Origin of the sequence: Natrinema limicola JCM 13563 (assembly GCF_000337475.1) — an archaeon.
GTDB classification, from domain to species: domain Archaea; phylum Halobacteriota; class Halobacteria; order Halobacteriales; family Natrialbaceae; genus Natrinema; species Natrinema limicola.
In genome coordinates, this window is the sequence record NZ_AOIT01000030.1 from 21,369 (window position 1) to 34,960 (window position 13,592).

The following is a 13,592-nucleotide window of genomic DNA, read 5'->3' on the forward strand; positions in this document are numbered from 1 at the left end:
GGGTTACAGGGCCGCCGTATCGAGTCTCGAGTTTAGACTGACTGCAGGCAACGTGCCTGCGTCTCGTAACCCTCGCCGTACAGACCTGTAGGTCGGGATTGCTGTGTCCCGTGAACGGCGGTGTGAGCACTCGAGCGCCTGCCGGCTCGAGTTGCCGATCCGTAACGGCCATACGGGTTGCTCTCGTTGCCCCTGCTATGAAATTCGCGCCGGGGGCCTGGAAGTACGCCATCGTGCCCCTGCTTGCTGCGCCGTTTGCGCTCCTCTATAGCGCCACCGTCGGCCTCGTCGTGTTCGCGCTTGGCGCGGGGACCCTCGCGTTCTTTCGTGATCCGGAGCGCACGCCGCCGCCGACCGGTGTCGTTTCGCCGGCTGACGGGACCGTCTCTGTCCTCCGCGAAGAAGGCGATCGGGTCCGACTGGGTGTCTTCATGAACGTCTGGCACGTCCACGTCGTTCGCGCGCCGTTCGCGGGCCACGTCACCGACGTCGAACACGTTCCCGGCGCGAACCGGCCCGCGTTCTCGAAAGAATCCGATCGGAACGAACGCGTCCACGTCCGTCTGGCGTCGGACTCCTCGAACCTCCCCTCGGAACCTGACGAGACAGCGACGACCGGAGACGACACTACGACCGCGGCAGCCGACGGACCGGGCCACGATGCCGCGGTCACACTGATCGCCGGCGCGTTCGCCCGCCGCATCCATCCCTACGCCGACCCCGGTGACGACGTTGCGCGTGGCGACCGCATCGGCCACATCGCCTTCGGCAGCCGCGTCGATCTGCTCTTTCCGCCGACGGTCGACCGCGAGGACATCGCCGTCGACATCGGGGACTCGATGACCGCCGGGGAAACCGTCGTGCTCGAGGCGTCGTCCCATCCGACGACTGATCGATCCGGCCACGAACCGTAACCTTCCCGCTCGATCATCCGTTCTCGCCCACCCCCACTGCTCTGGCCGAGTCAACCGTTTCAGCGGATAAACGACTCGTTCAGTGCGGCTGATTCCGCTGAATCCGCCGTAACCGATCGAAACGGTCGCGTCGTATTTGCTGCTGACGGACGAACAAAACGCCATCCACTGATACCGATGGCCAGTCCACCTTCGATCTCCGACCAAGGATCCGCTGGCTCGAGTTCGACGACCGAATCCCGTGACGACGCCCATGGCGTCCGCAAGCGATCGACACCGGGGCTTGTCACCTCGATCCGTGCGATGGGGTTCTGGACAGCCATCGCCATGCCGTTTCTCTATTTGCCGCTGCTTGCGACCGGGCTATCGTCTTCGTTCGACGGTATCCTGTTCGTCTGTCTGCTCGTCGGAAACCTCCTCGCGTTGTACGTCGGCCATCCCCATCACCAGTAGGCCCGCCTCGTATCGATTCGGACAGCAGGTGTCTTCTCGTACTACTGGACAGCAGTCAATCCGAAGCCGGTCGCGACTTCGCGGCCGCCCCCACAGGTGACGGCCGCACGCATGCGACGGCGTCACGCGTTCTGTCCGGCAGTATCAGCGGTTGCCAGCTTGCTCGAGTCTCATAACCGGACGGTGCCGAGACGGTCAGCCAACTCGCTGGGTAGCTCCGTCGGCCTCCTATCGAACTCGTGACGTTGGTTACAGCCGCCAGGGGAGTTCCCGCCGGATCGCCCGTCGTTTGACGAGGACGAAGCCGACCGCAATGAGCCCGAAGCCGACCAGCGTCACGGTCTCGATGGCTTCGTCGAGATAGAGCCAGCCGACGATGGCGGTCACGATCGGAGCCACGTACGAGACCATATTGATCTCGACAGCGCCCAATCGCTCGAGCAGGTCGAAATAGATGAGAAAGCCGACCGCGCTCGCACCGAGTGCGAGGGCTGCGAGCGCGCCGATCGCCTCCGGGTGGATCCATGTGGCCGGCTCGAGCGGTTCGCCGATCGCCAAGCTCACGAGATGGAGAACGACTGCGCCCCCGACCATCGACCAGGCCTCCATCGTCTCGATCGGCAGTGCGGTCTCGAGACGGCGGGTGAGGACGCTGCCGAGTGCGAACGCTGCGGCCGCACAGAAGACGAGCCCTTTCGACACGGCGTCGGCTGCGAGCAGATTCGACGGGTCCGGCTGGACGATCACCGCGACGCCGGCGAGTCCGACGAGGACACCGACCACGCCGGCCGGCGAGAGAGCGTCGGTTGGAACGAGTAGCCGCGCGAAGCCAGTACTCAAGACCGGTGAGAGACTCACCAGAATGGCCGCGGTGGCTGCCGGCGTGCGCTGCTGGCCGACGAACAGGAACGCGTGATAGGCCGCGATCAACAGGACGGCACCGACGGCGACTTGTCCCCACTCGGCTTGGTCACGAGGCCGCCACGGTTCGACGGCCACCGCTGCATAGCCAAGCATTACGACACCAGCGATATCGTAGCGAAACGCCGCGAACAGAAGCGGCGGAAAATACGAAAGCCCTGCACTGATCGCGACGAACGCACCGCCCCACAGCGTCGCGAGCGTCACGAACAGCCCGAGATTCCGATACTGGTTCACAGCGGCTCTCTCGGGTGAGCCACCCTTTGCATTTCGATTCGGACTATCCGGACCTGACTCGCGACTCGAGCATGCGACTGTCCGCCAGCGTGCGGTAGAGCGTGCCACGACGGCCAGTCACTGACCTTTCGGCGGCGGCAAACCGTGTCTTGCCGCTCAGAGCGGCGGTCGTCCCCGGAGTTCGGGCTTGTCCTCCGTCGCCCGGAACTGCTCGAGTAAGGGTTTGATATCGTCGAACCCCTCTGCCAGGACGATGTCGCCGCTGCGGAGGTCGTACTCGATGATATCGTAATCCGCGAGCCGCGGCAGGTGGTTGTGGACGAGGCTGACGTAGACGCGCTGTCGGGTTTCTTTGTCGAGTGTGTGGGCGTTGATGTCCAGTTCCCAGGCTGCGATCTGGTCGACGAGGTCCTCGAGGTTGGCGGTCCGGTTGTCCGCTAACTCATAGAGGAGAAACCGCCGCTCGGATTCGGCAAGCAGGGTGCAGGCCGCTTCCATCCGACTGGCGTTCGTCGGGCTCATACACCGACCATGCACCGAGTGGTATTACACCTACTGCCAACACAGATTGGGTCCCACCCGATCGCCGATCGCAACCGAATTCGAGACCTGTCGAATGCGGCCGGTTCACTGCCTACTACTGCCAATCTCACCACTCTAGTTAGCGCAGACGACTGTTCACGTCGGGAGTGTCACAACCGATCGGAGTCACTGACAATCACTGCAGATTGATTCTACGATGGCTCTGCAATCGGTATTCGAGCCGGTTTGGGTGGGACGACTGCCCGTTCCGGAGTCGACTATGGATCTCCCGAGACGTACTGTGTCATATGTTATCTCAGACGACATACCTAAGTAGTGGACCGACATACTCGGTTGTATGGCCGCTCACGGCCGGTCCGCACTGCGGGACCTGTTCGACGAGTCGCCCACGCCTCACATTGCCCATCCCCCTCGGACCCACCATCGTGATTTCTACGTCGCTACCGACGGGTCCTTCCGGGAGTCGGGCGGCGGACTGGGCGCTGTTATCGAAACGCGCGACGGCACCCGCGTCGCACGCGTCGCGACGACGGACACGCCGCCGGACAACAACGTCGCCGAATATCGGGCGCTGCATCTCGGGCTCGACGTCCTCGCCGCGCGAGCACCACGAGACGCCGCTGTCGGCGTCCTCATCGACCACGACGCGCTCGCCAGCAACGTCAACAACGCCATCCTTGCAACCCAACACCCCGACGGAAAATCACCCCGCCCGATCTCCGTCCCGGCCGCGACCCGGTATCACTGGCGAGGCATTCAGGCCCGCCTCTGCGGATTCGACGAGGTCCGGGCCGCTCGCATCGACAGCGATCAAAACCCCGCCCATCCGCTCGCGAACGCGCCCGAGCAGTACCGACACGTCAATCGGAAACCCGAACGATGTGTCCTCCCCGAGACGCCGGAACCGACTGCTTCCACCGAGTTCCCACCGCCGTCTCGCGCCGACCGCAACGGCACCGGCGGCGGTCGTGCCTCGGACTAAGCCCGAGACGGAAACCGTGTAACCGGCGACGAAGGCCGGCCCGAACCGTCATCGTTTTCTCACCGCTCGAGCAAGTCCTCGCCGATGAGTCTCCGCGTCGCGGTCGCCGCCCCGTTCATCCAGCACGGCACGCGTCGCCTCAAGGAAAACGAGTTCGTCGTCGCTCTCTCGCTCGACCGCGACTGGTTCTCTCCCGACCAGTCGAAGCGACTGGTCGATGTCGCCACGAAAGAGGGGCTGCTCGAGCGAACCGACGACGGCCTCGCAGTGACCTTCGATCCCGCCGAGGTGACGGTGCCCGAGGAGTTCACGCCCGATGAGGACCTTCTGCGGGAGCGGTCGGCGTTCGAACGCGTCCTCGATTCGCTGGTCGCCGAGGGGATGGAAAAACACGAGGCCGTCGGCGAGATCAACACGCTTCAGGGGGAACTCGGCCTGACGATCGAGGCCGCCGCGGTCGTCTACGCCCGCCGCGAAGGCTTCGCGGTCGACGACCTCGTCCCGATCGCCCGCGCAGCCGTCCGCGACACCGAAGACAGTTAGTCCCGACGGCCTGAGCCACGCATATGGTCGAGGATCGGATCACCGATGGGAGACGGATCGCCGAACTACTCTCGAGCGAACTCGACGGCCGCGAGGACGGCGATCTCGCCGCTGTTGCCGTGACCAACGCCGACCGCGACGTCGAACCGACGGCAGAGGGCGCGCGTGCCTACGATGTCACCTGCACCGACGAGCGAATCGCCCGCGTCTTTATTCACGAGGACCGGGCACACCTCGAGTTCGAAACGGGCCAAGATGTCGCAGCCGATGCCGCGTCGGACGCTGACCTCCGAGTTCGGCCGAAAGCAACGACGCCCCCGCGAACGCTCGTTTTCGTCGAGAGCGGCGCGGAAGTCAAGCGAGCGACGGACGTGGTTCAGGCTGTGAGCCGATCGCTCTGAGAACGCTGGCGGGTAGAATCGGGCCGCCCAGCAGAACGTAGCGGTGTGCGTATTACCGTGTCATAAATTTCATCGAATCGGTCAGTACGGGTTTCCGCCATTACATACTGTTCACAAACGCTCTCAGGAACAGTGCGTTGTCCACTGTTCTTGGAACCCATCCACGATCGTCACCTGCGCTCGCTGCCCTTCGCGTTCGCAGGTGATGACGTCACTGCCGATGATCGATTCATTGTCGCCCGCTTCAACGACGTATCCCCACGTATTACCCGGTTTCCACGCTTCAATCGTGGTCGTCGTGTCACCGGTCGGGCGAACTGTAAGCTGGCGACTTCGGACCTCCTTTTCTGCCAGTGTTACGTTATAATACACGGCACCGCTCTGTAAGTCAGCAAGTCCGACGTATCTGCGGTCACCAGCCTCTGTTGTTGCTCGGAAGGTTACGTCGGTCGGGGAGTCAGCGTTCGGGACTGTGAAGACCGTGAGTTGATACCGTGTTTCGTCTTGATTTTCGACCGTTAGCGTCGGTGGTTCGTCGGGCGAGAGAACAGTCCATCCAACGAGGATGGTTGAGAGGACGATGAGGATAGTAAGGGATACTCGAGGGCGCAACATTGGTTGGGTAGTTCATTTCAAAACAGCTATTAAAAATCATATCGTTCCGTCACTACGCTCGCCGGCACGCTCGAGTCGCCGACCGAAACGTGGAGTCAGCCTCGAGCCCGATCGGACGACTGCGTCTCATTCGAGGTCTGCAACAAGTTCCGGAACCGCAGTCGCGACTTGCGCCTGCTCGACGTGTGCGACGGCGCGGGGATCAGGGTCAGGGCCGTCTTCGAGTACCACCTGTATCGCGGCCAGCCCGGCGTCGGTCGCACCTCCAACGTCGGCGTCGACCTCGTCGCCGACATAGACCGCTTCGGCGGGCGCGACACGCAGTTCGTCAGTGATCGCCTCGAACGCACGGGGATCGGGTTTTCCGGCCTCGAGTTCGCCGGTGACGACGGCGGCGTCGAAGACCTCTTCCCAGCCCAGCGTCTCGAGTTTGTCTCGCTGGGCGCGAACGGGGCCGTTCGTGAGCAGGCCGACCAGATACTCGCCGCGTAAGTCCGCGAGCATGGTTTCGACGCCGGGGAGGGGCTCGAGGGCGTCGGCGATCGTCTCGCGATATGCTGTCGCGACGGCGGCCGGGTCGGCGTCACTGTCGGTGTTCTCGAGCAGGTCGGCGAAAATGGGTTCGCGCGTCTCGGTCGTGAGGTTTCGCCGGTGGGCTGCGAGATACGCCTCGCGCGACAGCGATGGCGCACCCGTGGTGGCTGTGGCCTCTTCGAGAATGGTCGCCCGATCCCGCTGGGGAACGGCGAGCGTGTAATCGAGATCGAAGACGACCGCCTGTGGCATAGCCGTGTGAGGGGGCTCGAGCCGGTTGAAGCTTTCCGTTTTGGGGTTCGGCGTCAGTCATACGGTCTGCTGTCCCGATGTCCCGGTGGGCCCGCATGACGGGTCGCGGTCCCACCGACACTGACTGACAGTAGTCCGTATCAATCGTTTGCCCGACCAGTGTCGCCACGTCCCCGCTCGAGTGCGGAGACAAAGACGGGTTCGAGTCGGCTCGAGTGCTGCATAAGCGACGTCCCGAGGACGCTCATGACGAGGACGTAGCCGACGGCGACGGCATAGATCGTCTCCGCCGTCTCGGTTGGTAGCCCGCTGCCGGCACCGGTGAGCGCGAGACTCGCGATGATCAACGAGAACTCGCCACGCGTGGCCATGCCGAGCCCGACGCGCAGCGACCGGCGATCGTCGAGCTCGTAGATCCGCCCGCCGAGGTAGCCGCTGACGAGCTTCGTCGGCGTCGTCACGATCACGGCGGCGACGATGATCGCGACGACCGAGAGCGTAAACAGCCCCGGATCAGTGACGAGTCCGATCCAGAAGAAAAAGATCGCCGCGAAGGCGTCTCGAAGCGGCTCGAGCAGTTGCTCTAAGTCGTGGACGTGATCGGTTCCGGAGAAGGCCATGCCGACGAAGAAGGCAGCGACGGCCTCGCTGACGCCCAGCGCAAGCGCGATGCCGGCGACGAGGATCGTCACGCCAAGTGCCCGGACGACGACGAACTCGTTGGTGTCAGCATCGAGAAAGCGCTGGAAGAAGTCGGTCCCGTACGTGACCAGCGCGAGCAGTGCGAGGATAACGCCAATCGCGATCGCGATCTGGCCCGCGGCTGCCCCGAGATCGCCGCTGCCGAGGACGAGCGCGGAGACAATCGCTAGGTAGACGGCGATAAACAGGTCCTCGTAGACCAGCGTCCCCAGCATTGGTTCCGACTCGGCGTTGGCGATCCAGCCCAGATCAATGAGCGACTTCGTGATGATCGCGCTCGAGGAGATGTAGACGACGCCGGCGGTCAGCACGGCAGCGAGGATGGTGCCGAAGACGAGGTAGCCGAACAGCAGTCCGATCCCGAAGTTGAGAGCGAGGTCTATCGTCCCCGCCTTGCCGATCCGGTTCTTGCTCGCGAGTAGCCGATCCAGATTGAACTCCAGTCCCAGGAAGAACAACAGGAGGACGATCCCGATTTCCGCGCCGACGACGACGAAGTCGGTATCGCTGAGTGCGACCTCGCCGAGTGCTGCCAGGAGGTCGACGCCAGCAACCGTCACCTCGGGGATGACGAGCGAGACGCCGCCGACAGCGACCTCGCTGCCAGCGAGGTCGGGGAGTTTGCCGAGGACGTTCGATCCCAGCACTGCCCCGGTGACGATGTACAGCGGGATGACGGACTGATTGATTCGATTCGCGACGACGCCGGCGAGTGCGACCGCGGCAAAGAGCACACCCACGTCGACGAGTGCGGTCTCAGTTGCCACTAGCGGTCACCTCCGACGAACACATCGGTTTCGATCACTCCTCGAGCTCGTCGCCGAGCAACTCTTCGAACCGGGTACAGTCCTCGCGGTCGCCGATGACGACTACCGTGTCGTCGATCTCGAGGACCGTCTCCGGCGTCGGCGGTGAGATCAGCTCATCGCCACGCTGGATGGCGACGATCGAGACACCCGTTCGATCACGGATGTCCGCTTCGGCGAGGCTCTGACCGGCTATTTCAGCCGACACCGTGACGGTGTACCACTCGAGGTAGGTCTCATCGGACAGCATCGTCTCGACTGCCTCGGCCTGAACCGGCTGGAAGTACGCCCCCTCCAGGATCGTGCCGATCTTCCGGGCGAGCCGATCCGAGACTTCGAACAGTTTGTCACCGTCGGCGTCCGCGTCCGGTTTCAGGTATACCTCTCGTTTCCCCGTGTTGTGAGTCACGATGACGAGTCGGGAGTCGTCCTCGAGTTCGACCTCGAATTTCTTCCCGACGCCGGGGAGGTCGCTCTCGTAGATGGTCATACCATAAAGAGCGGAGCGTGTGGCCATAAATGGCATGACCCAGTGACTGGGGCACTCGTGGCCGGAAACCGGATTGGCACCGCCATTACTCATACTGCCGGACAGAAGTCAATACGAAGTCGGTCGTGAGCTTATCGAGGCCGATCTTCGCGTGCGCGAAGATCGTGCCGGTCTACTTCTTCGCCCGGTCATTTCTGTCCGCACGAAGTGGCGTCCACATGGGGCTGGTTCTTCTGGGCTACTTTCTCGGGACGCTCTCGTTCGGCTGGTACGGCCTGTTTCTCGGCCCGATCGTCGTCGTCCTCGCGGTTCACTTCGCCGACAAAATCTTCTCCGACCTCGTGGACGACCTACTCGTGAGCTAATCGCGCCCCGTCCACGATCGGCCTCGTTGTCGCTCGAGCCACGGTGAGCACATACCGACATCGCGCAGACGAACGTTTTTCGTCGGTGCAGTGTCGATCCACGACGGATGACCGAACTCAGCGCACACCACGTCGGTATCACCGTCACCGATCTCGAGGAGACGCTCGCGTTCTACCGGGATGTACTCGACCTCCCGGTTGCAAATCGGTTCAGCGTCGGCGGCGAGGCGTTTTCCGACGCTGTCGGAGTTGAGGGTGCAAGCGCCGACTTCGCCCACCTCGAGGCCGACGGCGTTCGGATCGAACTCGTCGAATACGACCCCGAAGGGGCGGACGTATCGGCGTCGGAGCTCAACCAATCAGGCGCGACACACATTGGCCTCTCGGTCGACGACCTCGAGTCGTTCGCCGCGTCACTTCCCGACGACGTGCCGACGATCAGCGGGCCACAGACCACCGAAAGCGGCACCACGCTCATGTTTCTGCGCGATCCAGAGGGGAACCTGATCGAGGTTCTCGAGGCCTGATACGGCTCCTGTAAATCATTGCCGGTGGGACCGCGATCGTCCTGCGGGTACACCGGTACACAGTTACAGCAGACCGTATGACCCGAGCGAGAACACGTGGTCTGACCGAGTCGGCGGCGTTACGGTCCTCGACAGGCCAACGTCGACCGCACTTCTTCGACATCGCCGTCACACTGCGAACAGCTGCGTTTCTCGGCGGCGATGTAGACGATCCGACACCGCGAGCAGTGAAAGAGGTTCCCGACCGACTTCGGGACAGCGTGTCCCGTTTCGCCGTCGTCTCGAGTCGTCTCAGTTCCCGTCGCGTCTCGGTCGTACAGCAGCGCCGCCCGGAGCCGGTCGCGAAGACAACGTGAGGCCGCCGTCGCGTTCCGTCGGAGTCCCATACAGTCGTCGACCAGAAGAAGAATGAAATAGGCACTGCCAAACATGTTTGGATGCTGAATAGGCGGACGCAGCATCCTCTGCCTCGCGGCAGCCGTCGGTGCGGCTCGATCGACCGGGCCGTGGATAGCAACCTTTTCGACCATCCCGAAGCCAGTTCCGGCATGAACTTCTTCGACCACTTGCACGACCGCATCCGTTCGGTCGACAGCGTCGTCTCTGTCGGCCTCGATCCCGACCCGTCGCGCATTCCCGACCACCTTGACGAGTACGACCTCCCTCGCTGGGCGTTTAACCGACGTATCATCGATGCGACTCACGAACACGCCGCCGTCTACAAGCCCAACGCGGCCTTCTACGAGGACCCCGACGGCTGGCGCGCACTCGAGGAGACAATCGCCTACGCCCACGGCAAGGACGTCCCCGTCCTGCTAGACGCCAAGCGGGCCGATATCGGGAACACGACCCGGCAGTACGCCCAGATGCTCGAGACCGTCGATGCGATCACCGTCAACCCCTACATGGGTCGGGACTCGCTGCAGCCGTTTCTCGCCGACGAGGAGTCGGGCGTTTTCATCCTCTGTCGGACGTCGAACCCCGGCGGAGCCGACCTGCAAGACCTCACGCTCGAGACGGGCGAACCACTCTATGAGCGCGTCGCCGCGCTCGCCGACCTCTGGAACGAAAACGACAACGTCGGGCTGGTCGTCGGCGCGACGAAGCCGGACGAGCTCGAAGACCTCCGCGAGCAGGTTCCTGACCTCCCCTTCCTCGTGCCCGGCATCGGGGCACAGGGCGGCGACGCCGAGGCGGCCGTCGAGTACGGGCTCGCAGACGGTGTCGGACTCGTTAACTCCTCGCGCGGGATTATTTTCGCAGGCGAAGACGACGGTGAGGACTTCGCCAGTGCCAGCGGTCAGGCCGCAAAGCGGCTCAAAAAGCGGCTCAACCAGTATCGAAAGTAATAGACCCAGATAGCTACTGTCGGCCTTACGACGCTCAAAACCGGTTGATATCCACGTCGTCGCGCTGTCCCGGCCGGGCTTGTGCAGCACAGTCGGCACACAGCCCCAGCTCGTCGTCGTAGTGAATGTCACAGACGAGCGTCCCGCAGTTGGGACACCGGTGCTGAGCGGGACGCGATTCGCAGATTTGACAGAGGCCGCTGACGCTCATACTCCGAGAAACGCACTCGAGGTGCTTGAAACCGGGCCCGGAACGGGCGACCGACCGTCGATCCCCAGTTCGGTAGCCTCACTGTGTCATATAGTACCAATCTACGGGAAGCCTTTTGCCATGTGGCCAACTACCAGGGGATATGAGCCGTGACCGGGCTCTCCTCGAGCGAGCCCTGGACCGTGGCGAACAGGACGGTGGCAACGTCGAATTCAAGGAACGACTGTCACGAGACGTCCACCTCGAGGGTGGGCGACGGGAGAGTCTGGCCGCGCAACTGCGACATCGGTTGCTATCCGGCGACGGTGAGGCGACCTACGTGGTCGGCGTCACCGACGACGGCGGCCTCGCCGGCATCGATCCTGACACCTTCTCCGAGACGATGGACGTCCTCTCATTGCTTGCCGAAGAGGCCGACGCACACATCGAAGACGTCCAGACGTGGGGGATCAATGGGGTCTCGGACTCGCTCGAGTCCGACGCAGATCGGACGTCGAAGACGGCCGAGCGTGGCCTGGTCGGTGTCGCGCAGGTACGAGAGGGTGGCGTTCTCGAGACGGACGACGAACACGTCGTCGTCGGGACGGCGGGCCACGTCGACCACGGGAAGAGCACGCTCGTGGGCTCGCTCGTGACGGGCAAAGCCGACGATGGTGACGGCGCAACCCGTGCGTTCCTCGACGTCCAGCCTCACGAGGTCGAGCGTGGCCTCTCGGCCGATCTGTCCTACGCCGTCTACGGCTTTGACGACGAGGGGCCGGTCCGGGTGCGGAACCCGAATCGCAAGGCAGATCGCGCCGAAGTCGTCCAGGAGGCCGATCGACTCGTCTCCTTTGTCGACACTGTCGGCCACGAGCCGTGGCTCCGAACGACGATTCGCGGGCTCGTCGGCCAGAAACTCGATTACGGTCTGCTGGTCGTCGCCGCCGACGATGGCCCGACGCGGACGACGCGTGAACACCTCGGCGTGTTGCTCGCAACCGAGCTCCCGACGATCGTCGCGATCACGAAAACCGACGCCGTCGACGACGAACGCGTCGCGGCGGTCGAACGCGAGGTCGAACGACTCCTCCGCGATGTCGATAAGTCGCCGCTGCGGATCAGCCGCCACGGCGTCGACGCCGCTGTCGAGGAAATCAGCGAACGCGTCGTCCCCATCGTCGAGACCAGCGCGATCACGATGGACGGCCTCGAGACGCTCGACGAACTGTTCGACCGGCTGCCCAAGACGTCTCAGGATACCGGCGAGTTCCGGATGTACGTCGACCGTAGCTACTCGGTGACCGGCGTCGGTGCGGTCGCTTCGGGCACCATAATGGCCGGCGAGGTCGAAGCCGGTGACGAACTCCAGATCGGTCCCATGCCCGATGGCCGCTTTCAGGAGGTCGAGGTCCGCTCGATCGAGATGCACTACCACCGAGTCGATCAGGCACAGGCGGGTCGGATCGTCGGCATCGCGCTGAAAGGGATTAAAGAAAGTGCCATCGAGCGCGGCATGGTCCTGTTGCCTCGGGACGCCGACCCTGACCCGGTCCGAGAGTTCGAAGCCGAAGTGATGGTGCTCAACCATCCCACCCGCATCGGCGAGGGCTACGAACCGGTGGTCCACCTCGAGACGATCGGCGAAGCCGCTGTCTTCCACCCCGAGAACGGTCGCCTCCTGCCGGGCGATACGGGCACGACCACCGTCGAGTTCAAGTTCCGTCCGTATCTCGTCGAGGAGGGTCAGAAGTTCGTCTTCCGCGAGGGTCGCAGCAAGGGCGTCGGGACGGTCACCGACGTCTCCCCGATGGAGTGACTACCAAGAGCGGCCGTCACCGGCGGCCCGCGTGACCGCGTCGATTACCCGTCCGGATTTGCTCCGTAAACCGTATAAATTAGACGGGGCTAAATAACGATATGGCTGGCGACATCACCACTACTGTCGGCTGGCTGTTATCACCACTGTTCGATAAGCGATACACTCGAACAGGTATCGGCCGGGACAGCCGACAGTATGAACGACTGCGCGCTCTCGCTGCGCTCGAGCTATGACCGGCTGGCTCGAGATCCTCGTCGTCGCGTTCGTCCTCCAGTTGTCGGTGCTGCCTGGCGAGAAGGTGCAGTTCATTATCGCTGGCCTCTCGACACAGTACGATCCACGGATCGTCGTCGCCGCTGCGGGGAGCGCCTTCGCCGGGTGGACGGCCCTCGAGATCCTCTTCGGTGCGGCGATCAGGGGCGCACTGCCGCCGATCTACCTCGATGCGATCACGGCAGGGCTGTTCCTGCTCTTTGCGGTGTTGCTCATCAGGTCGGCACCCGAGACGAGTGCTCAGTCAGTCGCGACCAACGGCGGGACGGTGATGGGCGACGTACTGGACATCTCGCTTTTCGGGTACGATATCCCGCCGTATCTCCGCGGGTTCGTCCCGATCTTCGCGCTGATGGCCGTCGGGGAGTTCGGTGACAAGACCCAACTCGTCACGATCGGACTCGCTGTCAAGTACGGAGCCCACCCCGCGATCTGGGCCGGCGAGATGCTCGCGATCATCCCTGTGAGTGCAATTAACGCGTACTTCTTCCACCGGTTCTCACACCGTTTCGATGCTCGGCTGGCCCACTTCGCCGGCGCGGCGCTGTTTCTCTTCTTCGGGCTCGATACGGTGTTGCAGATCCTGACTGGGTTCTCGATCTGGGAGACGATCGTCGACGGGATCGCGACTGTGATTCTCGGCCTCGTCTAACCCGCCCCCGGCAGAACGAAA

General features: G+C 63.4%; 17 protein-coding genes and 1 pseudogene. 10 read left to right on the top strand and 8 right to left on the bottom strand.

Features of this window, described 5'->3' with window-relative positions:
• Nucleotides 1-197: 197 nt before the first annotated feature.
• Both C476_RS07325 and C476_RS07330 read left to right on the top strand, forming a co-directional pair.
• Nucleotides 198-914 carry a protein sorting system archaetidylserine decarboxylase gene (locus C476_RS07325; protein ID WP_008011440.1) on the top strand — a complete coding sequence of 239 codons (717 nt, stop codon included), beginning with the start codon at nucleotides 198-200 and terminating at the stop codon, nucleotides 912-914.
• Between the two features lie 177 nt (nucleotides 915-1,091).
• Complete coding sequence (locus C476_RS07330) at nucleotides 1,092-1,367, top strand: hypothetical protein (RefSeq protein ID WP_008011442.1); 276 nt, start codon at nucleotides 1,092-1,094, stop codon at nucleotides 1,365-1,367.
• A 249-nt stretch (nucleotides 1,368-1,616) separates the two neighbouring features.
• Here C476_RS07330 and C476_RS07335 read toward each other — a convergent pair whose 3' ends face one another.
• Both C476_RS07335 and C476_RS07340 read right to left on the bottom strand, forming a co-directional pair.
• A complete protein-coding gene (locus C476_RS07335) occupies nucleotides 1,617-2,525 on the bottom strand; it encodes a DMT family transporter (RefSeq protein WP_008011444.1) in 909 nt (302 codons plus the stop codon).
• A 156-nt stretch (nucleotides 2,526-2,681) separates the two neighbouring features.
• Entirely contained in the window at nucleotides 2,682-3,047 is a 366-nt protein-coding gene (locus C476_RS07340; protein WP_008011445.1) for a DUF7344 domain-containing protein, read from the bottom strand.
• 358 nt (nucleotides 3,048-3,405) lie between these two features.
• Between C476_RS07340 and C476_RS07345 the strand changes: the two genes are divergently transcribed.
• From C476_RS07345 to C476_RS07355, 3 genes are all read left to right on the top strand, one after another.
• Nucleotides 3,406-4,050, top strand: coding sequence for a ribonuclease H family protein (locus tag C476_RS07345; protein ID WP_008011447.1), 645 nt, complete (start codon nucleotides 3,406-3,408; stop codon nucleotides 4,048-4,050).
• Between the two features lie 84 nt (nucleotides 4,051-4,134).
• Entirely contained in the window at nucleotides 4,135-4,593 is a 459-nt protein-coding gene (locus C476_RS07350; protein ID WP_008011449.1) for a DUF2240 family protein, read from the top strand.
• Between the two features lie 23 nt (nucleotides 4,594-4,616).
• Nucleotides 4,617-4,994, top strand: a complete 378-nt coding sequence (locus tag C476_RS07355; RefSeq protein WP_008011451.1) for a hypothetical protein — start codon at nucleotides 4,617-4,619, stop codon at nucleotides 4,992-4,994.
• Nucleotides 4,995-5,117: 123 nt separating this feature from the next.
• Here C476_RS07355 and C476_RS07360 read toward each other — a convergent pair whose 3' ends face one another.
• The 4 genes from C476_RS07360 to C476_RS07375 form a co-directional block, all read right to left on the bottom strand.
• Nucleotides 5,118-5,609 carry a hypothetical protein gene (locus C476_RS07360; protein ID WP_008011452.1) on the bottom strand — a complete coding sequence of 164 codons (492 nt, stop codon included), beginning with the start codon at nucleotides 5,607-5,609 and terminating at the stop codon, nucleotides 5,118-5,120.
• Nucleotides 5,610-5,735: 126 nt separating this feature from the next.
• Nucleotides 5,736-6,395, bottom strand: coding sequence for an HAD family hydrolase (locus C476_RS07365; protein WP_008011455.1), 660 nt, complete (start codon nucleotides 6,393-6,395; stop codon nucleotides 5,736-5,738).
• Nucleotides 6,396-6,535: 140 nt separating this feature from the next.
• Nucleotides 6,536-7,864: a cation:proton antiporter gene (locus C476_RS07370; protein ID WP_008011457.1), complete on the bottom strand. Its 1,329-nt coding sequence runs from the start codon at nucleotides 7,862-7,864 to the stop codon at nucleotides 6,536-6,538.
• A gap of 34 nt (nucleotides 7,865-7,898) precedes the next feature.
• The gene (locus tag C476_RS07375) at nucleotides 7,899-8,393 is read right to left on the bottom strand and encodes a cation:proton antiporter regulatory subunit (protein WP_008011459.1); all 495 of its coding nucleotides are present in this window, start codon (nucleotides 8,391-8,393) and stop codon (nucleotides 7,899-7,901) included.
• Nucleotides 8,394-8,569: 176 nt separating this feature from the next.
• On the opposite strand from C476_RS07375, the pseudogene C476_RS17750 reads away from it, so the two are divergent.
• Nucleotides 8,570-8,758 (top strand): annotated as a pseudogene (locus C476_RS17750) (AI-2E family transporter); the annotation flags it as partial.
• 107 nt (nucleotides 8,759-8,865) lie between these two features.
• Nucleotides 8,866-9,285: a VOC family protein gene (locus tag C476_RS07380; protein ID WP_008011464.1), complete on the top strand. Its 420-nt coding sequence runs from the start codon at nucleotides 8,866-8,868 to the stop codon at nucleotides 9,283-9,285.
• 119 nt (nucleotides 9,286-9,404) lie between these two features.
• Here C476_RS07380 and C476_RS07385 read toward each other — a convergent pair whose 3' ends face one another.
• Entirely contained in the window at nucleotides 9,405-9,671 is a 267-nt protein-coding gene (locus tag C476_RS07385) for a hypothetical protein (protein ID WP_049911650.1), read from the bottom strand.
• Nucleotides 9,672-9,833: 162 nt separating this feature from the next.
• Here C476_RS07385 and pyrF point away from each other — a divergent pair, with 162 nt between their 5' ends.
• The gene (pyrF, locus tag C476_RS07390; protein WP_008011466.1) at nucleotides 9,834-10,634 is read left to right on the top strand and encodes an orotidine-5'-phosphate decarboxylase; all 801 of its coding nucleotides are present in this window, start codon (nucleotides 9,834-9,836) and stop codon (nucleotides 10,632-10,634) included.
• Nucleotides 10,635-10,668: 34 nt separating this feature from the next.
• On the opposite strand, the gene C476_RS18325 is transcribed toward pyrF, so the two are convergent.
• A complete protein-coding gene (locus C476_RS18325; RefSeq protein ID WP_008011467.1) occupies nucleotides 10,669-10,845 on the bottom strand; it encodes a zinc finger HIT domain-containing protein in 177 nt (58 codons plus the stop codon).
• A gap of 142 nt (nucleotides 10,846-10,987) precedes the next feature.
• Between C476_RS18325 and C476_RS07395 the strand changes: the two genes are divergently transcribed.
• Nucleotides 10,988-12,643 (top strand): GTPBP1 family GTP-binding protein, encoded by a 1,656-nt coding sequence (locus C476_RS07395; protein ID WP_008011468.1) that lies wholly within the window; start codon nucleotides 10,988-10,990, stop codon nucleotides 12,641-12,643.
• A 232-nt stretch (nucleotides 12,644-12,875) separates the two neighbouring features.
• Complete coding sequence (locus tag C476_RS07400; RefSeq protein ID WP_008011469.1) at nucleotides 12,876-13,571, top strand: TMEM165/GDT1 family protein; 696 nt, start codon at nucleotides 12,876-12,878, stop codon at nucleotides 13,569-13,571.
• The last annotated feature ends 21 nt before the right edge of the window (nucleotides 13,572-13,592 follow it).

Excerpts from the sequence above, each read along its gene's own strand:
- C476_RS07325 (WP_008011440.1), top strand. The coding sequence starts at position 198 with ATGAAATTCGCGCCGGGGGCCTGGAAGTACGCCATCGTGCCCCTGCTT.
- C476_RS07330 (WP_008011442.1), top strand. The coding sequence starts at position 1,092 with ATGGCCAGTCCACCTTCGATCTCCGACCAAGGATCCGCTGGCTCGAGT.
- C476_RS07340 (WP_008011445.1), bottom strand. The coding sequence starts at position 3,047 with ATGAGCCCGACGAACGCCAGTCGGATGGAAGCGGCCTGCACCCTGCTT.
- C476_RS07345 (WP_008011447.1), top strand. The coding sequence starts at position 3,406 with ATGGCCGCTCACGGCCGGTCCGCACTGCGGGACCTGTTCGACGAGTCG.
- C476_RS07350 (WP_008011449.1), top strand. The coding sequence starts at position 4,135 with ATGAGTCTCCGCGTCGCGGTCGCCGCCCCGTTCATCCAGCACGGCACG.
- C476_RS07355 (WP_008011451.1), top strand. The coding sequence starts at position 4,617 with ATGGTCGAGGATCGGATCACCGATGGGAGACGGATCGCCGAACTACTC.
- C476_RS07360 (WP_008011452.1), bottom strand. The coding sequence starts at position 5,609 with ATGTTGCGCCCTCGAGTATCCCTTACTATCCTCATCGTCCTCTCAACC.
- C476_RS07365 (WP_008011455.1), bottom strand. The coding sequence starts at position 6,395 with ATGCCACAGGCGGTCGTCTTCGATCTCGATTACACGCTCGCCGTTCCC.
- C476_RS07375 (WP_008011459.1), bottom strand. The coding sequence starts at position 8,393 with ATGACCATCTACGAGAGCGACCTCCCCGGCGTCGGGAAGAAATTCGAG.
- C476_RS07380 (WP_008011464.1), top strand. The coding sequence starts at position 8,866 with ATGACCGAACTCAGCGCACACCACGTCGGTATCACCGTCACCGATCTC.
- C476_RS07385 (WP_049911650.1), bottom strand. The coding sequence starts at position 9,671 with ATGGGACTCCGACGGAACGCGACGGCGGCCTCACGTTGTCTTCGCGAC.
- pyrF (WP_008011466.1), top strand. The coding sequence starts at position 9,834 with ATGAACTTCTTCGACCACTTGCACGACCGCATCCGTTCGGTCGACAGC.
- C476_RS18325 (WP_008011467.1), bottom strand. The coding sequence starts at position 10,845 with ATGAGCGTCAGCGGCCTCTGTCAAATCTGCGAATCGCGTCCCGCTCAG.
- C476_RS07395 (WP_008011468.1), top strand. The coding sequence starts at position 10,988 with ATGAGCCGTGACCGGGCTCTCCTCGAGCGAGCCCTGGACCGTGGCGAA.
- C476_RS07400 (WP_008011469.1), top strand. The coding sequence starts at position 12,876 with ATGACCGGCTGGCTCGAGATCCTCGTCGTCGCGTTCGTCCTCCAGTTG.